Origin of the sequence: Streptomyces sp. NPDC053367 (assembly GCF_044545925.1) — a bacterium.
In the GTDB taxonomy this organism is placed as follows: domain Bacteria; phylum Actinomycetota; class Actinomycetes; order Streptomycetales; family Streptomycetaceae; genus Streptomyces.
On the sequence record NZ_JBITYN010000010.1, the window covers coordinates 25870 to 45395 of the forward strand.

Sequence of the window (19526 nt, forward strand, 5' to 3'; positions counted from 1 at the left end):
TCTCTTCGAAGGAGGCGGGCCGCATGGCGCGCGTCGGCGTCACCGCGGAGCGGCTCGTCGCCGCAGCGGCGGAACTCGCGGACGAGGAGGGCTTCGAGAAGGTCACCCTGTCCGCGCTGGCTCGTCGTTTCGGCGTCAAGGACGCGAGCCTGTACGCCCATGTCCGCAGCCTGCAGGACCTGCGCACCCGGCTCGCCCTGTACGCGGGCGGTGAGCTCATCGACCGGATCGCCGAGGCCGTCGCGGGCCGCGCCGGCAAGGACGCGCTGGTCGCCTTCGCCGACGCCTATCGGGAGTACGCCCTCCGGCACCCCGGCCGGTACGCCGCCACCCAGATCCGCGTCGACCAGGCCCTCGTCGCCGACTCCCCGGCCCTGCGCCGCACCGCCGACATCACCTACGGCATGCTGCGCGCCTACGGCCTGGCCGAACCCGACCTCACCGACGCCGTACGCCTGCTGCGCAGCACCTTCCACGGCTACTGCGCGCTGGAGGCGTCCGGCGGTTTCGGCGCCCCGCGCGATGTGCGGCGGTCCTGGGAGCGGGCGGTCGACGCGCTGCACATCGCCCTGGAGAACTGGCCCCGGGATCAGGAGTCCTGAGGGACTCGCAGCGTGAGCTGGAACTCGTACGCCGTGTGCGTGGGCCGGTAGCCGAGCCGGTCGTTGACGGCGCGCATGTGCGGGTTGGCGTCCGCCACGTCGGTGAGCAGTGCGCCGAGCCCGGGGTGGCGCTCGCGGGCGTGCAGGATCGAGGCGGCCTTCATCCAGGTGCCGAGGCCGTGCCCGCGGTGCTCGGGCAGGACGCCGGTGCCGTAGTGCAGGCCGTCGCCCTCACCGCTGCCGGGCACGACGAGCTCGGTGAAGCCCACCAGGGAGCCGTCCGAGGTGTCGACGGCGGCGACGGTGTGCAGGACGTCGCCGCGCTCGGCGACGGCCGCGGCCGCCGCGCGCACCCGGTCCAGGTCCCAGACGACCCTGCCGTAGTCGACGGCGCCCATGGGCATGTCGTCCATCGCCCGGCGCGAGGCGACGTAGCGGTCGGCGAGGTCGTCGGGGACCGTGCCCTCCCACGCGGTGAGCGCGTATCCGGCGGGTGCCGCCTCCACCAGCGCGGTGAGCGCGGGCACATCGGCCTCGACCAGGGGCAGACGGGCGTGGATCAGGGTCATGGCCACGGCGAAGCCGCGCGCGGCGAGGAAGGCGGCGCCTGCGCTGTCTCCGTCCGCCTGGGCGACGACGCTGCGCCGGCCGTCCTGCCGCGCGGCCTCCACGGCGGCGTCGAGCAGGGCCGACCCCACGCCCCGCCGCCGTTCGGCCGGATGGACCCGGACGTCGGCCTCGGCGAGATGCCGCTGTCCCTCCTTGTCGAAGAGGCGGAGCGATGCGGTGCCGAGCGGGGCGCCGTCCGGCCCGGAGGCCAGCCACACGAGCCTGCGGGAACCACCGGGCGCGGGGTCGACGAGGGCGGTGAGCCGCGGGGGCGGGGCGGTGGGCGAAGGAGCATGAGACGGGGGCGGAGCGGTGGGCGAAGGAGCATGAGACGGGGGCGGAGCGGTGGGCGAAGGAGCATGAGACGGGGGCGGGGCGGTGGGCGAGGTGGTCACGGGCGCAACTCTGCGCACACCGCTCTCGGCCCCTCAACACCTTTTCCCCGCCGGTCAGCCGGCCGGGGCGGCGCACACACGGGCCTCCACGCGTCCGACGCCACCGAGGAGCCGTCCCGCCCGGACAAGGAGACGGCCAGACCCGCCCCTGCTGAGCGTCACCTCGCGAACCGCTGCACGTCCCCGTACGACGGCAGCCCGCCCGCCGGTTCCCGCCCGTCCCTGACCGCCAGGGCCGCCTCCACCGCGGCGCCCAGTGCCCGGCGGTAGAGCAGGGAGCCGAGGCTGATGCGGTGGACACCGAGGTCGGTGAGCCGGGGGACGGAGGGGCCGCCGGGGGTGTAGAGGACGTTCAGCGGGACGTCGAGATCGCGGAGCACGGCGGCGATCTCGCCGGGGTCCGTGAGTCCGGGTACGAACACACCGTCCGCCCCGGCCTCTTGACAGGCGGCCACCCGCTCCGCGGTGCCCTCTCCGTGCGCCGACCAGTACGTGTCGGTACGGGCGTTGACGAAGAGCCCCGGCGCGGCGGCCTTGACGGCGGCGATCTTCTCGGCGTGCAGGGCGACGGGCCCGAGGCCGTCCTCCAGGTTGATCCCCACCGCCCCGACGGCGGCCAGCTCCACTGCCAGCCGGGCCACTTCCTCCGGGTCCTCGCTGAACCCGCCCTCCGCGTCGACCGACAGCAGGAACGGCCCCGACCCGAGAGCCAGAGCGAGGCGCAGCGTCTCGTCCCGGGTGGCCGAGTCGCCGTCGGGCAGGCCGGCGGCCGCGGCCACGCCGAGGCTGGTCGTGCCGATCGCGGGGAACCCCTCGGCGGCGAGGGCCGAGGCGGAGGCGTGGTCCCAGGCATTGGCCAGCAGCAGCGGAGCACCGGCCCGGTGCAGCGAGGCGAAGGTGCCGGAGGCGGTCTCACTCATGAGGGGACCGTAGCCGCCCGACACTTCGCCGGTGACCGAACGATCGGGCAGCCGAAGGGCTGCGGGGAACGGCGCGAGAAGCGACCGGAACCCGCCCCCCGACTCCCCCGCCCCGGCCCCGCACGTCCGCCCCGCGTCCGCTCACCCCAGGCGCACCAGCCCTTCCGGCACCAGCCCCAGCGCGACGAGTTCGTCGCGGACGAGGGCGGCGTAGGCGGTGGCGCCCCGCACGGAGGTGTGGGTGTTGTCGCGCTTCTCGACGGACAGGTACAGCGACTTGGACGCCTCCGGGCCCAGCTCCTCGACGAGGGCCTTCGACCTCGCGGTGAGGTCGATCAGGGGCACGTCCCGCGCGGCGGCGACGGAGCGGATGACGGCCGGGTGGTCGACGCCGAGGCCGTTGACGAGGAGGGCGGTGTTGTTGTTCAGGGTGCCGTCGGGGTTGAACCAGCGGCGCACGACCGGGGTCACGAGCACCGGCTCGCCGCCCTTGGCGCGGACGCCCGCCACGAGGGCCTCCAGGTTGGCCCGGTAGGTGGGCTCGTCGGTGGTCTTGTCGTTGTGGGCGAGCTGGATCAGCACGAGGTCGCGCGGCTGGACGCGTGCCTCGACCGTCTCCCACAGCCGCGGGTCGGACAGGAAGGTGACCGTGCTCTCGCCGCTGTCGGCGTGGTTGGCGACGGACAGGCCCTTGCGCAGGTACTGCGGAAGCCGCTGGCCCCAGCCGGTGTAGGGGTCGCCGGGCTGGTCGCAGACGGTGGAGTCGCCGATCAGCAGGATCTGGCGCGCGTGCCGGGCGGGCGTGACGCGGATGCCGGCGAGAGCGGGCGCCGAGCCGCCGATCACCAGGTCGAGGCCGGGTGTACCGGCGGCCCCGGTCGGCTCTCCCTCCGGCGTGCGTACGTCCACGGTGAAGCTGCGCGCGACGCGCTCACCGGCCGGGACGGCCGTCTCGGGGAGCAGGGCGCGCCGGGTCTCGCCGGACAAGGCGGTGCTGGAGTCGGTGTCGCCGCCGAGGAGGACCCGCACGTCGTACGTGCCGGGCGGCAGGTCGAAGTGGCAGGCGTCGGCGGTGCACCGGCCGGGCCCCGGCGCGGCCTCCCGGGCATGGGCGGCGGGTCCGGCCGTCAGGGTGGCGGCCCCCAGCGTCGCGGCGATCAGCGCGGCGGCGGTGAAACGTCTCATTCGCGGCTCCTCGGTCGGTGCGATGTGCCCGGCGCTGGGACCGTACCGGCTGCAACAAGCGCTTTCCACCCCCTCCGGCACATCTTTCACGGCACCCCGACATTCCCGCTGTGCAAGCCCTTACGAAAAAACGATTCAACTGTCACCCTGCCTAGCACCCGCACTCCCCAGCCCTCCCGAAGGAGGCACCCCCCATGTCCGAGACCGCGCACCGACCGGTCGCCCGCCGCGCCTTCGTCCTCGGCGCCGCGGCCACCGCCGGCACCGCCGCCCTCGCCGGGCCGCTGTCCGGCACCGCGCGCGCCGCGGCCTTCGGCTGGAGCGACGACGGCTCGAACTACGTCGTCGACACCGGCGCGAACCTCGTGTTCAAGGTCAGCAAGACCAACGGCGACCTGACCTCACTCGTCCACCGCGGTGTGGAGTACCAGGGCTACGGCGGCAAGAACTCGCACATCGAGTCCGGCCTCGGCCCCTCCGGCGTGACGCTCACCCGGTCCGGCTCGACGATCCTGATCTCGGTGACGTACGGGACGCTGAGGCACTACTACGCGGCCCGCAGCGGCGAGGCCAACATCTACCTGTGGACCCACAAGGCCGACACCTCCGTCCCGGCCACCCGGTTCATCCTGCGTGTGAAGCAGGGCCTGTTCCCCAACGACGAGCCCGACTCCTACACCTACGCGCCCACCGCCGTCGAGGCGTCGGACGTGTTCGCCAAGAGCGACGGCCAGACGCGCTCCAAGCACTACTCGCGCCTGCGCGTGAAGGACTACGACCACATCGGCTGGACGACCGGCGGCGTCGGCCTGTGGATCGTGCGCAGCAACCACGAGAAGGCATCCGGAGGCCCGTTCTACCGCTCGCTCCTGCGCCACCGCAGCGCGGACGGCGGCGGCCTGTACGAGATCCTCCACTACGGCCAGAACCAGACCGAGCCCGAACGCTTCGGCCTCCAGGGCCCGTACGTCATCGCCCTCACGGACGGCGGCGCCCCCTCCCCCGCCCTGTACCACGCCAACCTCACCACGCCGTGGGCGGACTCCCTCGGCCTCGCCGGGTACACCGGCGCGGGCGGCCGCGGGCGGGTGGCCGGAGTCGGGATCACCGGCCGCGACACGGCGCACCCGTACACGGTCGGCCTGGCCAACCCGAACGCGCAGTACTGGGGTCCGGCCCGTGCCTCGGACGGCTACTTCTCCCTCACGGGCGTCCTCCCGGGCACGTACACCCTCACGGTCCACAAGGACGAACTGGCGGTGTACACCACATCGGTGACGGTGACCGCCGGCACCACGACGACCCTCAACACGCTGGCGATCCCCGCCTCCAACGACCCGTCCGAGGCGACCGCGATCTGGCGCATCAACGACTGGACCGGCACGCCCGCCGGCTTCAAGAACGCCGACCTGATGACGTACGCGCACCCCTCCGACGTCCGGGCGGCCCCCTGGACGGGCAACGTGGTGATCGGCAGCGGCACCGAGACGTCCGGCTTCCCCTGCTACCTCTGGAAGGACGTCAACAGCGGCATCACGGTCTACTTCCGCCTCACCGCCGCCCAGGCCGCCGCCGCGCACACGCTGCGCATCGGCGTCACGACGGCCTACGCGAACGGCCGCCCGCAGGTCGTCGTCAACGACACCTGGACGTCGGCCGTCCCCTCCCCGCCCGCCCAGCCGAGCACCCGGTCCCTGACCAACGGCTCCTACCGGGGCAACAACCACACCTTCACCTACAGCGTCCCGGCGTCCGCCTGGCTCACGGACCCGAACGCCTACAACACGCTGAAGATCAACGTGGTGAGCGGCTCGGGGACGACCTCCTACCTCAGCGCGGGCACGTCCATCGACGCCATCGACCTGCTGGCCTGATCACGTGCGGCGTCCCGGCGCGCGAGGTCGGCGGTCCCGTGTGCGTTCAGCCCCGCAAGGCGCCGGCGATCGCCGCCACGCCCTCCGGCCCCACCCGGCAGCACCCTCCGATCAGCCGCGCCCCCGACGCCTGCCAGCCGAGCACCTGCTCCGCCGCGAAGGTGGCCCGCCCGTCCCAGGCGCGCGCCCGCGCGTCCCAGCTCTCCCCGCTGTTGGGGTACACGACGACCGGCTTACCCGTGACCCGCCCCGCGACGGCGACCGCGCCCGCCACGTCCTCGGGCGCGCAGCAGTTCACCCCCACCGCGACGACCTCCGGCGCCTCGGCGGCGAGGGCGAACGCCTCCTCCAGCGGCTGCCCGGCCCGCGTACGGTCCCCGGAGACCGTGTAGGACAGCCAGGCGGGCACCCCGGCCCCCCGCACCGCCCGCAGCAGCGCCTCGGCCTCCTCCGCGTCGGGCACCGTCTCCAGGGCCAGCACGTCCGGCCCGGCGGCGACCAGCGCCTCGACCCGCGGCCGGTGGAAGCGCTCCAGCTCCCCCACGCTCAGCCCGTACCGGCCCCGGTACTCGGAGCCGTCGGCCAGCATCGCCCCGTACGGCCCCACAGACGCCGCCACCCACAACGGCCGACCCGCCCCGGCCCGCCGGGCCGCCTCCCGGGCCGCCCGCACACTCACGCCGAACAGCTCGGCGGCACGCTCCCGCCCGATCCCCCGTCCTGCGAACCCCTCGAAGCTCGCCTGGTAACTCGCCGTGATCGCCACGTCGGCTCCCGCCCGGAAATAGGCGAGGTGCGCCTCGACCAGCGCGTCGGGCTGATCGGCCAGCAGCCGGGCCGACCACAGCTCGTCGCCGAGGTCGTGCCCGGCGGCCTCCAGCTGGTTGGACATGCCTCCGTCCAGGACGACGGTCCCCGCGGCAAGGGCATCGGCGAGCGAGTCAGAACTGGTCATACCCCGACGCTAACGGGCCCGCCCCCCGCGCAGCGCCCCGCCCCTCCCCGCCGTACGCGACCGCGGGCCGCCCGTGGCCGGTCGCGCAGTTCCCCGCGCCCCGGAAAGGCCGCCCACCCGGCCGGGCTCGTACCGCCGTGCGCGGGTGCGGGCCGTGCGGGGCCGGTCGCGCAGTTCCCCGCGCCCCGGAAAGGCCGCCCACCCGGCCGGGCTCGTACCGCCGTGCGCGGGTGCGGGCCGTGCGTGGCCGGTCGCGCAGTTCCCCGCGCCCCTGAAAGGCCGCCCACCCGGCCGGGCTCGTACCGCCGTGCGCGGGTGCGGGCCGTGCGTGGCCGGTCGCGCAGTTCCCCGCGCCCCTGGGGGGCTGGCGTCAGGCGCGTACGAGCGGAAGCGCCCCCCCCCCGGCCGCCCGGCCGCCTGCGGCGGGAGAGGGACGGCACGGGTGGGCGAGGAAGCCGCAAGCCGCGTACGGCGGGAAGGGGACGGGACGGGACGGGGGGTTGTCCGCCCGCAGCGGCCGGCGGAAACCCGGTTGAACGAAACCGAGGAACCAGATCGCCGGTCCGAGGACGGACAACCCCCCGGCCCGGCCCCGGCCCATCCACCGAACCCGGCGCGCTACCGCAACCGGCCACCCGACCCGCGCAGGCCGCCGCAGGCATCCCGCGGCGGCTCAATGTCTCCGCACGGTCGCAGACCGTCGCAGCCGGCCGATCACCGAGCGAAGCTCGGCCCCGCGCAGCTCGGGCTCGGGGGAGTCGGACGCCTCCACCCCGGCAGCGCCCGCGCCGTCCCACAGCGCCAGCTCCCGGTCACGGGGACCGAGGGCCGTGTACGGGGGCAGCACCGCCCCGTCCTCCGCGGTCTCCCCGAACACCCGCACCGGATGCCGGCCGTCCCACGCCGACCAGCCCGCCCGACCGTCGGAGACGAACCGCACCCAGGCCCCGTGCATCGCATCAGCCAACCCCTGCGGCGCCCCCTCCCCCGCCAGTTTCGCCGACTCCGGCACCTCCCCGGTGTCGAACACGAACCCGAGCTCAAGCGCATGACAGGCCCCCAGCTCGGGCAGCCCCGACGGCCAGGCGAACTCGTACACGTACGCCGACCCCACCCGCGCGTCCGCCAGCCGCTGCAACGGCACCCGCAGCAGATGGTCGGTCACCATCTGCCCGACGACCTCCGCAGTCCGCGCGGCCGGATGCAGCGCCCGATACCCGCGCGCCACCTCGGGCCCGCACCGGCACCGCGCCCGCGCCCCGGCCAGCGCGACCGCCCCCAGCCGGTCCACCCGCTCCAGCAGACCACCCGGCACCAGCCACAGCCGGTACTCCTCACGGGTCCAGCCCAGCAGCAGCTCGGCCCCCACCGCGACGGACCCCTCCACCAGCGCGTCCAGTGGATCACGCGGCACGAGGTCACCGTCGGCCACGATCCCGAAGGCGGGCCCGCCCAGCACGGGGCTGCTCAGCCGCCCGACCTCCGCCTGCGTCCGCAGCAGCAGCTCCCGGTCCACCCCGGCGAAGCCCTCCGCGGTGGCCGGCACCTTCAGCCGGGCCGCCATCCTGCGGACCATCCGCCGCACCTTGTCCCGTTCGCTCGCCTCGGGCGGCCCGCTCTGCAGCACGGCCCGCCGGAACAGCCCCTGTGCCTGCGGGGCGGCGATCAGCGCGCCGACGCTGATGGCCCCGGCCGACTGCCCGGCGAGGGTGACCCGGCCGGGGTCGCCCCCGAAGGCGGCGACGGCCTCGTGCACCCACCGCAGCGCGGCGAGCTGGTCGCGCAGCCCGGCGTTGGGGGGCGCGTCGGGGAACAGCCCGTAGCCCTCGACGCCGAGCCGGTAGTTCACGGAGACGACCACGACGCCGTCGCGGGCGAAGGCCCGCCCGTCGTAGACGGGCACGGCGGAGGACCCCCGGGTCAGTGCGCCGCCGTGGAACCACACCAGCACCGGCAGCCGAGCCCCGGGGTCCGGCGCGGGCGTCCACACGTTGAGGTTCAGGCAGTCGTCGCCGGGCACGACCGGGTCGGACAGGTACTGCGCGAAGGCGTCGGAGTACGGCGGCTTGGGCGGCGTCGGCCCGAACGCGCCCGCGTCCCGCACCCCGTCCCACGGCTCGGGCGGCTCCGGCGGGCGGAACCGCCGGGGCCCGAAGGGCGGCGCGGCGTAGGGGATGCCGCGGAACACGGCGACGCCGTGCTCGTACCGGCCGCGCACGGCCCCGTGGGGCGTCGCGACCACCGGCTCCGACCGGTCCTCCGGCATCAGCCCACCAGCCCTTCCCCCGCCCCGTCCGTCGCCGTCCGACGCCGTTAGGTGCCGTTCGGCGCCGTCCCGCGCCATCCAGCGCCGTGTTCTCATCAGAGCATCACACCGCCCGGACGTATTCCGCCCGACTCCGCCGAAGGGGCTACGCCTCGGGCCATCCGGCGGACAGCCGGATGATCGGCCCCTCTTCACGCCGCCCCTCCGCCGACCTAGGGTAGGAAGCGCTTTCTATCCCGCTGTCCCGCTGTCCAGCTTTCGTAGGCCCTTCGGGCGGGCCGGAGAGGTGGTTCCCGATGGTCCGTACGGCAGGTGCGGGTGCGACCGCCGGACCGACCCTGGCGGTCGTGGCCCGCGAGGCCGGGGTGTCGGTGCCGACCGCGTCCAAGGTGGTCAACGGCCGCGAGGACGTGGCGCCCGAGACCCGCCGCCGGGTCACCGAGGCGCTGGACCGGCTCGGCTACGTCCGCAGGCCCCGCTTCGACACCTCTCGCGCCCCGGGGCTCGTCGACCTCGTGGTGCACGCGCTGGACGCCTCCTGGTCGGGGGCGGTGCTGCGGGGCGCCGAACGGGCGGCGCGCGAGGCGGGCCTGGACCTGGTGGTGTCGGCCGCGCTCCCGCGCAGCGGCGGGGACCGCCCGGAGCGCGACTGGCTGGACCGGCTGACCGTCCGCGGCTCGGCCGGGGTGCTGCTCGGCCTCGCCGAGCTCACCGACTCCCAGTACACCTGGCTGGAACAGCACGGCATCCCGTACGTCGTGATCGACCCGGTCCTCGAACCGCCGCCCGGCACGGTCTCGGTGGGTGCGGCGAACTGGCAGGGCGGCGTGAGCGCCGCCGAGCACCTGCTCGCCCTCGGCCATGAGCGCATCGCCGTCGTCGCCGGGCACAGCGGTACGCCGTGCAGCGCGGCCCGGGTGGCCGGCTACCGCTCGGCGCTGACCTCGGCCGGCCTCGAGAACCGCCCGGAGTACGTCGTCCACGCGGGCTTCGACCCGGCCCTCGCCCGCCGCCGTACGCAGGAACTGCTGGAGCTCCCCGAACCGCCGACGGCCCTGTTCGTCTGCTCGGACCGCATGGCGCTCGGCGTCTACGACGCGCTGGCCGAGCGCGGCCTGAGCGTCCCGCACGACATCAGCGTGATCGGCTTCGACGACCTGCCGGAGTCCCGCTGGACCGCCCCGCCGCTGACGACGGTCCGCCAGCCGGTCGCCGAGATGGCGGCGACGGCCCTGCGCCTCCTGGTGCGCATGATGGACGGCGACCGCCCCGAGAGCACCCGCACGGAGCTGTCGACGACGCTGGTGGAGCGGGCGAGCACGGCACCGCCGAGCGGCTGACGGAGGCCGTCCGGCTCAGCGGGGCACGGCCCGGCCGCGGGGCAACCCCCCATTTCCGCACACGTGTGCCCCTCCCGGGCCGGGACTGCGTAGCCTCGTCCGCGATGAACACGATTCCCGCACATCTCGACCATCTCGTCCTCGCGACGCCCGATCTGGCGGTCACCGTCGACGACTTCGCCCGGCGCACCGGGGTGCGGCCCGCGCCCGGTGGTGTCCATGTGGGTCTGGGCACCAGGAACCACCTGGTGTCGCTGGGCGGTTCGGGCTATCTGGAGATCATCGGGCCGGATCCGGGGCAGCCCGACCCCGAGGGTCCGCGCCCGTTCGGCGTCGACGCGCTGCCCGTGCCGCGCACCCTCACCTGGGCGATCCGCACCACCGACATCGACGCCGCCGTCGCGGCCGCCCGCGCCCGCGGCTACGACCCCGGCCCGGCCCGCCCGATGAGCCGCCGCGCCCCCGACGGCACCCTGCTGAGCTGGCGCCTCACCGACGGCACCCACCCCTCCGGCCTGGTGCCCTTCCTCATCGACTGGGGCTCCTCACCCCATCCGACGGAGACCGGTCTGCCCGTCGCCCCGCTGCTCGCGCTGTCCGCGACCGCCCCCGATCCCGAGGCGCTGCGCCCCTCGCTGGCCGCCCTGGACGTCGAACTCCCGCTCACCGAGGGCCCGCTGGGGATCTCCTTCACGGTCGGCACCCCGCGCGGCCCGGTGACCTTCGGCTGACCCGGACCGGGGCGGGTCCGATTCCTTCAAGACGGCCCCGCCGGGCCGTGCCTACGGTGCCGGCATGACTCCACGTTTCGATGCCATCGGCCTGGTCGTCGCCGACATGGCCGCCTCCGTCGCCTTCTACCGCCGCCTCGGCTTCGCCTTCCCCGAGGGCGCCGAGCGGCAGCCGCACGCCGAGGCGCCGCTGCCTGGCGGTACGCGTCTGCTGCTGGACACGGAGGAGGCCGTACGGTCCTTCCACCCCGGCCGGCCGGCGCCCTCCGGGGGCAGCCGTGCGGCCCTCGCCCTGCTGTGCGACGGGCCGGCCGAGGTGGACGCCGTGTACGAGGAGCTGGTCGGCGCCGGGTACCACGGCGAGCTCAAGCCCTGGGACGCCTTCTGGGGGCAGCGCTACGCCGTCGTCCACGACCCCGACGGCAACGCCGTCGACCTGTTCGCCCCGACGCCCTCAGCGCAGTAGCCGGCCCGGGGTCGTTCCCGTCAACTCCCGCACCTCGCGGGTCAGATGCGCCTGGTCCGCGTATCCGGCACGGGCGGCGGTCTCGGCGAGCGGCACGCCCGAGCGGGCCAGCCGCAGGGCCCGCCGGAGGCGCAGGATCCGCGCGAGCGTCTTGGGGCCGTACCCGAAGGCGGCCAGCGACCTGCGGTGCAACTGCCGTGCGCCGAGGCCGAGTTCGTCCGCGAGGCCGCCGACCGGGCGCCCCGCGTCCAGCCCGGCGACCAGACGGTGCAGCAACGGATCGCCGGCGGCCGCCCGCTCCAGCGCCACCGCCTCCAGGCCGCTGCCCGGATCGGCCGCGGCGTTCACGCGTGCGGTGAGCCGCGCGACCTCACGGGCCGGCCAGAGGTCCGCGAGGCCGACCCGAAGGTCGCGCAGTTCGTGGGCGGGCACCCCGAGGAAGGCGGGCCCGTCGCCGGGCCGGAAGCGCACCCCTGCCCAGGCGCCGCCCGCGCCCCCGGTGACGTGGGCCCGCGTGTCGGGTCCGGCGACCAGCAGGCGCCCGTCGTGCCAGAGCAGGTCCATGCAGCCGTCGGGCAGGACGCGCCCCTCGCCGGGGCCGGACGGGACGTTGGTCCACACGACCGCGCCCGCGACGAGGGAGGGCCGTTCGCTGTACACGGCGCTCAGCTCCCCACCGCTCGGGCGCGGAACTCCTGCGGACTCGTCCCGTGCACCCTCTTGAACGCGCTCGACAGCGCGAACGCGCTCCCGTACCCGACCTCCCGGGCGATGGCCTCCAGCGTACGGTCGCTCTCCCGCAGCGCGTCCGCGGCCAGAGCAAGCCGCCACCCGGTGAGGTACGTCATCGGCGGCTCCCCCACCAGCTCCGCGAACCGCCGGGCGAGCGCGGCGCGGGACACCCCGGCCTTCGCCGCGAGCGCGGCGACCGTCCAGGGGTGCGCGGGGTCGTCCTGCACCAGCCGCAGCGCCCGCCCCACCACCGGGTCGGCCAGCGCCCGGTACCAGGCGGGGGGCTCCGCGCCGGGCCGGGAGAACCAGGCCCGCAGCGCGGCGATGACCAGCAGGTCGAGGAGCCGGTCCAGGACGACCTCCTGCCCGGGTTCGTCGCGGACGATCTCCGCCATGAGGTAGGGGGTCAGCGGACAGTCCCAGGACGTCAGGGTGAGCAGCGGCGGCAGCGCGTCGAGGAGCCGGCCGCCGACCTCGCCGGGCCACATGTAGGTGCCGATGAGCACCAGGGCCTCCCCGTCCGCGGCGGAGCCCCAGGTGCGCACGCCGAGGTCCATGGAGCCGTTGAGGGGCCGCCCGTCGGGGTAGCTGCACTCGCCGCCGGGCAGGATCAGCGCCTGCGGGGCGGTGCCGGGGTCGTCGGCGCAGGTGTAGCCGTCGGGGCCGCAGGCGATGGCGAGGTCCCCGGCGCGCAGCCGGGCCCGTTCCCCGGAGTCCGGCAGGATCCACGCCTCGCCGCGCACCATCAGCATCACGGTGAGCGGCGCCCGGTCCTCCACGCGCACGCACCAGGGCGGGTCGAAGCAGGCCCGGATCATGAAGGCGCCGCGGGCGCGGGGACCGTCCAGGAGTCCGGCGAGTGGGTCCATGAGGGCAGCGTAGACGCCCGCTCATGGGCGTGAGCGGCTCGGCGATGGGCCCGGCCGACGCCCGGCAGTCGACTGAGGGCATGACGAAGAGGACGCAGCAGACGACCGTGGTGGTGACGGGTGCCTCCGGACGGACCGGCAGCCGGGTGGCCGAGGCGGCGCGGGCCGCTGGCCTGGAGGTGCGGCCGGCCTCACGGGCCCATGACCTCGACTGGAGCGACCCGGCGACCTGGCCGGGCACCCTGCGCGGCGCGGACGCCGCCTACCTGGTGCACCCCGCCGACGTGGGCTCGCCGCAGGCCGCCGAGGAGGTCGGCGCGCCGGCGGGGAGGCGGTCGAGGTGTCCGGTCCGCGGCTGCTGACCTTCGGGGAGGCCGTCGCCGAGGCGGGCCTGGCGACGGGGCGGGAGCCGGCCTACCGGCCGGTGGCACGGGCCGGCTACCGGGAGCACCTCACCGGGTCCGGGCTGCCGCCCGGGGAAGCCGGCTTCCTCGTCGAGCTGTTCGCCACCCTGCTGGACGGCCGCAACGCGCGTCTGTCGGACGGGGTCCGGCGGGTTCCGGGCCGGGCGCCGCGCGACTTCTCGGACTACGCGCGGGAGGCCGCGGGAGCGTGGAAGGGCTGAGACGGCAGGGCTGAGGCGACCGGGCAGAGGCGACCGGGCCGGGCCCGTCACTTCTCCGGCGGTGTCTCCCCTGGCCCGTGGGTCTTGCTCGCGGGCTTCGCGTGGGTGCGCAGCCGGGAGGTGACGTCCTCCGGGGGCAGGAAGCGGGACCAGCGCTCGGGGAACTCCGAGGGCATGTCCGGGTCGTCCGGGTCGGTGTCCAGGTGGGCGGCGGCGCGGGCGACGTACTCGGCGACCTGGGCCTGGCGCATGCGCTCGTTCGCCTCACGGGCGGCCGCGGTGGCGGCGGCCGGCCAGACGCGGTCGATGGCGGCGTTGACGGCGGCGCCGACCAGCACGGCGAAGGCGGACACGCCGATCCACAGCAGGACGGCGACGGCGGCGGCCAGGGAGCCGTAGATCGTCGCGCCCTCGACGGTGTTGGTGAGGTAGATCCGCAGCAGGAAGCTGCCCAGCACCCACATGCCGAGGGCGACCAGCGCGCCGGGCACGTCCTCGATCCACGGCGAGCGCACGGGCACGGACACGTGGTAGAGGGTCGTGAGGAAGGCGATCGACAGGACGATGACCACGGGCCAGTAGAGGACCTGCACGACCGTCGTCGACCAGGGCAGGATCCGCAGCACCGCGTCCGGGCCGGCCACCATCAGCGGCAGCGCGACCGAGCCGATCAGCAGGGCGACGATGAACAGCAGGAACGCCAGCAGCCGGGTCTTGACGATGCCGCGGACGCCGTCGAGGCCGTACATGACGGTGATGGTGTCGATGAAGACGTTCACCGCGCGCGACCCGGACCACAGGGAGAACAGGAAGCCGATGGAGATGATGTCGGGCCGGCCGCCCTTCATCACGTCGTCCAGGATCGGCCGGGCGATCTGCTGCACGCCCTTGTCGGACAGCACCGTGCGGGAGGCCTCCAGGAGGTTGGTCTCCAGGCTGGTGATGGTGTCGGTGCCGGTCCAGCCGTCGACGTAGCCGAGCAGGCCGATCATGCTCAGCAGCAGCGGCGGCACGGACAGCAGCGTGAAGAACGCGGCCTCCGCCGCCAGGCCGAGGATGCGGTACTCGATGCACGAATTGACGGTGTCCTTGAGCAGCAGCCAGGCGGTCCTGCGCTTGGAGACGTTCCGGTAGAGGGCTCGCGCGCGGTGGAGACGCCCGGAGGGCTGCCTCGGAGGGGTTTCACTTGCTGGCTGCACGACCCAAAGGTATCCGCCGCGAAGCGGTCCACTCACCCTGGTGGGACGGCCGGGTTCCGCGGGGTCGTGTCCCGGTGGTGACCGATCCCCTACCGCGGGGTACGTTCCCGGCATGGCCCGCAGCACCCACACCGTGACCAACCAGCCGCCGCCGCTCACCGGCTACGACGTCTTCGGCGCCGACCGCGCGCTCGTGGCGGCCGTCGAACGGCATCTGGGACCCGAGCTGCGCGACGAGGCGCTGAGCGAGCTGTCCGGTTTCGGCCGCACCGCGGGGTCGGCGCAGGTGCAGGAGTGGGGGGTGCTCGCCGACGCGTGTCCGCCGCGGCTGCGCACCCATGACCGGTACGGCAACCGGGTCGACGAGGTCGAGTTCCATCCGGCGTGGCACCGGCTGCTCGGCAAGGGTGTGTCGGCGGGGCTCACGGCGGCCTGGGGGCGGCCGGGCGGGCATGTGCGGCGGGCGGCGGCGTTCCTGGTGTGGACGCAGGTCGAGGCGGGCAACTGCTGCCCGCTGTCGATGACCCACGCGGCGGTGCCCGCGCTGCGCACCGACCCGGCCCTGGCCGCCGAGTGGGAGCCGCGGCTGACGTCCACCGTCTACGACCGTGAGCTGCGGCCGGCCGGGCGGAAGGCGGGCGCCCTGTTCGGGATGGGCATGACCGAGAAGCAGGGCGGCAGCGACGTACGCGCCAACACGACGGCCGCGCGGCCGCTCGCCGAGGCCGGTACGTACGAGCTGACCGGGCACAAGTGGTTCTGCTCGGCGCCGATGTCCGACGGGTTCCTGGTGCTGGCGCAGGCTCCGGACGGGCTCAGCTGCTTCCTGGTGCCGCGGGTGCTGGAGGACGGCACCCGGAACACGTTCCTGATCCAGCGGCTGAAGGACAAGCTGGGCAACCGGTCCAACGCCTCCGCCGAGGTCGAGTTCGACGGCACCTGGGCGCGCCGGGTCGGCGAGGAGGGGCGCGGGGTGCGGACCATCATCGACATGGTGGCCGCGACCCGGCTGGACTGTGTGCTGGGCTCGGCGGGTCTGATGCGGCAGGCGGTCGCGCAGGCCGTGCACCACACGTCGTACCGGGAGGCGTTCGGCGGGAAGCTCGTCGACAAGCCGCTGATGCGCAACGTCCTTGCCGATCTCGCGCTGGAGTCGGAGGCGGCCACGACCCTCGCGCTGCGGCTCGCGGCGGCGTACGACGACGGCGGCGAGCAGGAGCGCGCGTTGCTGCGTCTCGCGGTGCCGGCCGCCAAGTACTGGGTGACGAAACGGTGTACGCCGGTCGTGGTGGAGGCCGCCGAGTGCCTGGGCGGCAACGGCTACGTCGAGGAGTCGGGCATGCCCCGGCTGGTGCGCGAGTCGCCGCTGAACTCGGTCTGGGAGGGCGCGGGCAACGTCCAGGCGCTGGATGCGCTGCGGGCGCTTCAGCGCGAGCCGCAGGCGCTGAACGCGTACCTCCAGGAGGTGGGGCCGGCGCGCGGGGCCGACCACCGGCTGGACGCGGCGATCAAGGGGCTGCTGACCGAACTGGCCGATCTGGACGGCATCGAGGCGCGGGCGCGCCGGCTGGTGGAGCGGCTGGCGCTGGTGCTGCAGGGGTCGCTGCTGGTGCGGTTCGCGCCGCCGGCGGTCGCGGACGCGTTCTGTGCTTCCCGGCTGGGCGGGGACGGGGGCGCGGCCTTCGGGACGCTGCCGCACACACTGGATCTGGCGTCCGTCGTGGAGCGGGCCCGGCCGGCCGTCTGACCTGCGGCGGGGGTGGTGCTGCGCCGACACGGCACCACCCCCGCACACCTGGCCCTTGACAAGGCCACGGACGCCGCACGGGCGGCGTAGCTCAAGTTTCAACCACCGTCCTGCCGTTCGCCAGGGTTGCAGAGGGTTGCAACCGTGTGGAGCAGTGACCGGACTGTGCCCCTCCGTCCCCGTTGGGCGGCAGTATGGACGCAACCGTCAGTACACGACCGGAAACCGGCGGCCACGGGCCTTGACACGCCGAGGGCCCCGGCCTGCCGACAGCCGTTGCGTCCGGTCGCCGCAAGCTCTTCCCGGGAGGATCCCGTGGCGAACCCGCCGATGAACGTGACGCAACTGGCCGCCGTCGACACGGCGCGTGCGGCGCGGGTGCTCAGCGAGGTGCGCGAGGCGACGCTCTCGGGGCAGCGGGTGCCCGTCACCCCCCGGCCGGTCATCGAGGACTCGTGGGGACGCATGCTGCGCAGCGGGGTCGACCCCGACCACGACTTCCGGTCCGGGCTGCTGCCGCCGGAGGAGGTGCGCAGACGGCGGGAGGAGTCGCCGCTGCGCCATGTGCTGCCGGTGCTGCGGGAGGGCCTGTTGTCGGTCGCGGACACCGCCCGGCACATCATGGTCGTGGCGGACGCGGAGGGCCGGGTGCTGTGGCGGGAGGGCAGCGTGCCGGTGCTGCGCAAGGCGGACGGCCTGGGCTTCGAACTGGGCGCGGACTGGCGGGAGGACGTGGTCGGCACCAACGGCGTGGGCACGCCCGCGGTGGTGGGTCACCCTGTGCAGGTGTTCGCCTCCGAGCACTTCGTGCGCAGTCACGCGTCCTGGACGTGCGCGGGCGCGCCCATCAGGGACCCGCGCGACGGCCGGCTGATCGGCGTGGTGGACGTCAGCGGGCCGCTGGAGACGATGCACCCGGCCACGCTGGCCTGGGTGGACGCGGTGGCCAAGCTGGCCGAGGCGCGGCTGCGGGAGATGCATCTGACCTCGCTGGAGCGGCTGCGGGCGGTGGCGGCGCCGGTACTGGCCCGGATCGGCGGACGGGCGCTGGTGATGGACCGGGACGGCTGGACCGCCGCCGTGACCGGCATGCCGTACACGAACCGGACCGCGCTGCCCAAGTCCCTTTCGGCGGGGCAGCGGTGGCTGCCGGGTCTCGGGCTGTGCTCGCTGGAGCCGCTGGCGGGGGGCTGGCTGGTGCGGGCCGCCGCGGACCGGCCGCAGTCGCGGGCCGGTACCCGGATCGTGCTCGACGTGACCCGGCCGCGCCGGTGGACGGTGACGGTGTGCGGCGGGGCGGGCGAATGGTGCCGGGAACTGAGCCCGCGCCACGCCGAGTTGCTGTATCTGCTGGCCCGCCGTCCGGCGGGGCGCAGCGCGGCGGGGCTGGCCGAGGACCTGTTCGGCGACGCGGGGCGCACGGTGACGGTGCGGGCGGAGATGTCCCGGGTGCGGCGGTATCTGGAGGGTTTCCTGGAACACCGGCCGTATCGTTTCTGCGATGACGTGGACGTGCAGGTCCTGCTGCCGGACGACCCGAACGACCTGCTGCCCCACTCCAGCGCCCCGGCGATCCGGCAGGCCCGCCGCCCGGCGGCGGGCTGACCGCCCGGCCGGCGGTTTGCCCGGTCCTCGCCCCCCGGCGCACCCGGCTGCCGTAGCATCCCTACAGGCCGTCACGACCGTTCCTTGATCAACGTATGGACCGGCAGGCGCAGTTGACCCGGTCCGGGCGAGCCGGGAGAGGGAAGTCATGAAGCAACGCGGCAGACACCGCAGGCGCAGGCGGGGCAGGGCGCTGCGCGCGTTCCTGACCGGAACCGCGCTGGCGCTGACCGCCGCCGCGACCATGATCAGCGCCTCCCAGGCGACGGTGGACGAGGACCCCGGCCCGCTGGAGCCCCTCACCGCCACGGGCCCGGTGCTCACGGAGGACGCCGTCCCGGCCCGCGCCCTGAACCGGCTCATGTCCGCCACGGGCCGCCCCGTCACGCTCGGCACCCTCCTCGCCGACCCGGACGCCACCCTGCGCCCGGCCGCCGCGTGTGCCCCCGGCGACTCGGCCGCGCTCCCCGTCGCCCCGGCCGCGACCCGCGCCCACTGCTGGGACGCGGCCGGCACCCGGGGCTGGCGGGCGGGGGCCGTGACGACCTCGGCGGACGCGGACGACGACGGCCGCTGGGGCGCCCACCGGGTGATCGCCTCCGGGTGGAGCAGGACCGGCGGGCCGGGGCTCGCCCGGGTCGCCTTCGTCGGCCTCGACGGCTCCGACGGCCGTGGCCGGCTCGCCGCCACCTCCGCCCTCCTCGTCGTCCCGGCCGGCGGCGGACACGGCTACCGGCCGCTGGCCTCGGACCTGGGCGGCATGGTCTGGTACCAGGACAAGCTGCTGGTCACCGCCGGCGACGGCCTCTACGTCTACGACGTCCGGCGGGTGCTGCGCACGGACACGGCCGCCCCCGCGCGCGGACCGCGGTACGTCCTGCCCGCGGTCGGCGCCTACCGCCCGGGCACCGGCGGCCCCCGCCTCGGCACGCTGTCGCTGGACCGCAGCACCGCGCCCGACAGCCTGGTCGTCACCGAGCGGGCCTCCGCACGGGGCGAGGGCGGCACCCGCCTGTGGCGCTACCCCTTCAGCACCGACCCGCTGCGCCCCGGCCTGCTCGCCACGGACACCGCGGGGCGGGCGACCCCCACGGAGGCGTTCCGTACGGAGGCGGCCGGGGTGCGGGGCGTCCTGTCGCACGACGGGCACTGGTACCTCAGCGGTGACGGCGACGACGGCCCCGGGGCGCTGTGGCGCCAGGACACCGGCGGCGCGCAGGCCGTCCGCTGCGGCGCGGAGGGCTCCTCCCGCTGCTGGAGCGGCTCGACGCCCTCCCTGTCCTACTCCGCCGCGACCGGCGAGGTCTGGGCCCAGTCGGGACGCGTGCTGTTCGCCACCCCGCTGAGCGCGATCGACGGGGCGCTGGACTGAGCCCGTAGTGCCGTACCGGGCGAGGGCCGTAAGG

16 protein-coding genes and 1 pseudogene are annotated in these 19526 nt (G+C 75.1%); 9 read left to right on the plus strand and 8 right to left on the minus strand.

Going from position 1 to position 19526, the window contains the following annotated elements; all coding sequences use genetic code 11:
- The first annotated feature begins 23 nt into the window (after positions 1-23).
- On the plus strand, positions 24-602 hold the full coding sequence (locus tag ACIGXJ_RS26935) for a TetR/AcrR family transcriptional regulator (RefSeq protein WP_399650289.1): 579 nt from the start codon (positions 24-26) through the stop codon (positions 600-602).
- Here the strand turns inward: ACIGXJ_RS26935 and ACIGXJ_RS26940 are convergent.
- The 3 genes from ACIGXJ_RS26940 to ACIGXJ_RS26950 all read right to left on the minus strand — a co-directional run bounded on the left by ACIGXJ_RS26940 (position 590) and on the right by ACIGXJ_RS26950 (position 3711).
- Positions 590-1429, minus strand: coding sequence for a GNAT family N-acetyltransferase (locus tag ACIGXJ_RS26940; protein WP_399650291.1), 840 nt, complete (start codon positions 1427-1429; stop codon positions 590-592). The genes ACIGXJ_RS26935 and ACIGXJ_RS26940 overlap by 13 nt on opposite strands.
- Before the next feature lie 335 nt (positions 1430-1764).
- Positions 1765-2526 (minus strand): isocitrate lyase/phosphoenolpyruvate mutase family protein, encoded by a 762-nt coding sequence (locus tag ACIGXJ_RS26945; RefSeq protein WP_399650293.1) that lies wholly within the window; start codon positions 2524-2526, stop codon positions 1765-1767.
- A 141-nt stretch (positions 2527-2667) separates the two neighbouring features.
- A complete protein-coding gene (locus ACIGXJ_RS26950) occupies positions 2668-3711 on the minus strand; it encodes a rhamnogalacturonan acetylesterase (protein WP_399650295.1) in 1044 nt (347 codons plus the stop codon).
- Positions 3712-3905: 194 nt separating this feature from the next.
- Here ACIGXJ_RS26950 and ACIGXJ_RS26955 point away from each other — a divergent pair, with 194 nt between their 5' ends.
- Entirely contained in the window at positions 3906-5585 is a 1680-nt protein-coding gene (locus ACIGXJ_RS26955) for a rhamnogalacturonan lyase B N-terminal domain-containing protein (RefSeq protein WP_399650298.1), read from the plus strand.
- Between the two features lie 46 nt (positions 5586-5631).
- On the opposite strand, the gene mmuM is transcribed toward ACIGXJ_RS26955, so the two are convergent.
- Positions 5632-6540, minus strand: coding sequence for a homocysteine S-methyltransferase (gene mmuM, locus ACIGXJ_RS26960; RefSeq protein ID WP_399650300.1), 909 nt, complete (start codon positions 6538-6540; stop codon positions 5632-5634).
- 673 nt (positions 6541-7213) lie between these two features.
- Positions 7214-8806 carry a carboxylesterase/lipase family protein gene (locus ACIGXJ_RS26965; protein ID WP_399650303.1) on the minus strand — a complete coding sequence of 531 codons (1593 nt, stop codon included), beginning with the start codon at positions 8804-8806 and terminating at the stop codon, positions 7214-7216.
- Positions 8807-9102: 296 nt separating this feature from the next.
- Between ACIGXJ_RS26965 and ACIGXJ_RS26970 the strand changes: the two genes are divergently transcribed.
- The 3 genes from ACIGXJ_RS26970 (at position 9103) to ACIGXJ_RS26980 (ending at position 11343) form a co-directional block, all read left to right on the plus strand.
- Positions 9103-10146 (plus strand): LacI family DNA-binding transcriptional regulator, encoded by a 1044-nt coding sequence (locus tag ACIGXJ_RS26970; protein WP_399650305.1) that lies wholly within the window; start codon positions 9103-9105, stop codon positions 10144-10146.
- A gap of 104 nt (positions 10147-10250) precedes the next feature.
- The gene (locus tag ACIGXJ_RS26975) at positions 10251-10877 is read left to right on the plus strand and encodes a VOC family protein (protein WP_399650306.1); all 627 of its coding nucleotides are present in this window, start codon (positions 10251-10253) and stop codon (positions 10875-10877) included.
- 64 nt (positions 10878-10941) lie between these two features.
- Entirely contained in the window at positions 10942-11343 is a 402-nt protein-coding gene (locus ACIGXJ_RS26980; protein ID WP_399650309.1) for a VOC family protein, read from the plus strand.
- Here the strand turns inward: ACIGXJ_RS26980 and ACIGXJ_RS26985 are convergent.
- Both ACIGXJ_RS26985 and ACIGXJ_RS26990 read right to left on the minus strand, forming a co-directional pair.
- Positions 11332-12003 (minus strand): helix-turn-helix domain-containing protein, encoded by a 672-nt coding sequence (locus ACIGXJ_RS26985; protein ID WP_399650312.1) that lies wholly within the window; start codon positions 12001-12003, stop codon positions 11332-11334. The two genes, ACIGXJ_RS26980 and ACIGXJ_RS26985, sit on opposite strands and share 12 nt — an antisense overlap.
- 5 nt (positions 12004-12008) lie before the next feature.
- Positions 12009-12944: a cupin domain-containing protein gene (locus tag ACIGXJ_RS26990; RefSeq protein WP_399650314.1), complete on the minus strand. Its 936-nt coding sequence runs from the start codon at positions 12942-12944 to the stop codon at positions 12009-12011.
- A gap of 80 nt (positions 12945-13024) precedes the next feature.
- Here ACIGXJ_RS26990 and ACIGXJ_RS26995 point away from each other — a divergent pair.
- Positions 13025-13569, plus strand: a pseudogene (locus tag ACIGXJ_RS26995) (hypothetical protein).
- 47 nt (positions 13570-13616) lie between these two features.
- On the opposite strand, the gene ACIGXJ_RS27000 reads toward ACIGXJ_RS26995, so the two are convergent.
- On the minus strand, positions 13617-14768 hold the full coding sequence (locus ACIGXJ_RS27000) for a YihY/virulence factor BrkB family protein (RefSeq protein ID WP_399650316.1): 1152 nt from the start codon (positions 14766-14768) through the stop codon (positions 13617-13619).
- A gap of 112 nt (positions 14769-14880) precedes the next feature.
- Between ACIGXJ_RS27000 and ACIGXJ_RS27005 the strand changes: the two genes are divergently transcribed.
- The 3 genes from ACIGXJ_RS27005 (at position 14881) to ACIGXJ_RS27015 (ending at position 19492) form a co-directional block, all read left to right on the plus strand.
- Positions 14881-16515, plus strand: coding sequence for an acyl-CoA dehydrogenase family protein (locus ACIGXJ_RS27005; RefSeq protein ID WP_399650319.1), 1635 nt, complete (start codon positions 14881-14883; stop codon positions 16513-16515).
- Positions 16516-16845: 330 nt separating this feature from the next.
- Positions 16846-18120 (plus strand): GAF domain-containing protein, encoded by a 1275-nt coding sequence (locus ACIGXJ_RS27010; protein ID WP_399650984.1) that lies wholly within the window; start codon positions 16846-16848, stop codon positions 18118-18120.
- Between the two features lie 148 nt (positions 18121-18268).
- Positions 18269-19492, plus strand: a complete 1224-nt coding sequence (locus ACIGXJ_RS27015) for a hypothetical protein (protein WP_399650322.1) — start codon at positions 18269-18271, stop codon at positions 19490-19492.
- Positions 19493-19526 lie beyond the last annotated feature (34 nt).

What these genes read in the sequence shown, in the direction of transcription:
- ACIGXJ_RS26935 (WP_399650289.1), top strand. Translation starts at nt 24, where the DNA reads ATGGCGCGCGTCGGCGTCACCGCGGAGCGGCTCGTCGCCGCAGCGGCG.
- ACIGXJ_RS26945 (WP_399650293.1), bottom strand. Translation starts at nt 2,526, where the DNA reads ATGAGTGAGACCGCCTCCGGCACCTTCGCCTCGCTGCACCGGGCCGGT.
- ACIGXJ_RS26950 (WP_399650295.1), bottom strand. Translation starts at nt 3,711, where the DNA reads ATGAGACGTTTCACCGCCGCCGCGCTGATCGCCGCGACGCTGGGGGCC.
- ACIGXJ_RS26955 (WP_399650298.1), top strand. Translation starts at nt 3,906, where the DNA reads ATGTCCGAGACCGCGCACCGACCGGTCGCCCGCCGCGCCTTCGTCCTC.
- mmuM (WP_399650300.1), bottom strand. Translation starts at nt 6,540, where the DNA reads ATGACCAGTTCTGACTCGCTCGCCGATGCCCTTGCCGCGGGGACCGTC.
- ACIGXJ_RS26965 (WP_399650303.1), bottom strand. Translation starts at nt 8,806, where the DNA reads ATGCCGGAGGACCGGTCGGAGCCGGTGGTCGCGACGCCCCACGGGGCC.
- ACIGXJ_RS26970 (WP_399650305.1), top strand. Translation starts at nt 9,103, where the DNA reads ATGGTCCGTACGGCAGGTGCGGGTGCGACCGCCGGACCGACCCTGGCG.
- ACIGXJ_RS26975 (WP_399650306.1), top strand. Translation starts at nt 10,251, where the DNA reads ATGAACACGATTCCCGCACATCTCGACCATCTCGTCCTCGCGACGCCC.
- ACIGXJ_RS26980 (WP_399650309.1), top strand. Translation starts at nt 10,942, where the DNA reads ATGACTCCACGTTTCGATGCCATCGGCCTGGTCGTCGCCGACATGGCC.
- ACIGXJ_RS26990 (WP_399650314.1), bottom strand. Translation starts at nt 12,944, where the DNA reads ATGGACCCACTCGCCGGACTCCTGGACGGTCCCCGCGCCCGCGGCGCC.
- ACIGXJ_RS27005 (WP_399650319.1), top strand. Translation starts at nt 14,881, where the DNA reads ATGGCCCGCAGCACCCACACCGTGACCAACCAGCCGCCGCCGCTCACC.
- ACIGXJ_RS27010 (WP_399650984.1), top strand. Translation starts at nt 16,846, where the DNA reads ATGAACGTGACGCAACTGGCCGCCGTCGACACGGCGCGTGCGGCGCGG.
- ACIGXJ_RS27015 (WP_399650322.1), top strand. Translation starts at nt 18,269, where the DNA reads ATGAAGCAACGCGGCAGACACCGCAGGCGCAGGCGGGGCAGGGCGCTG.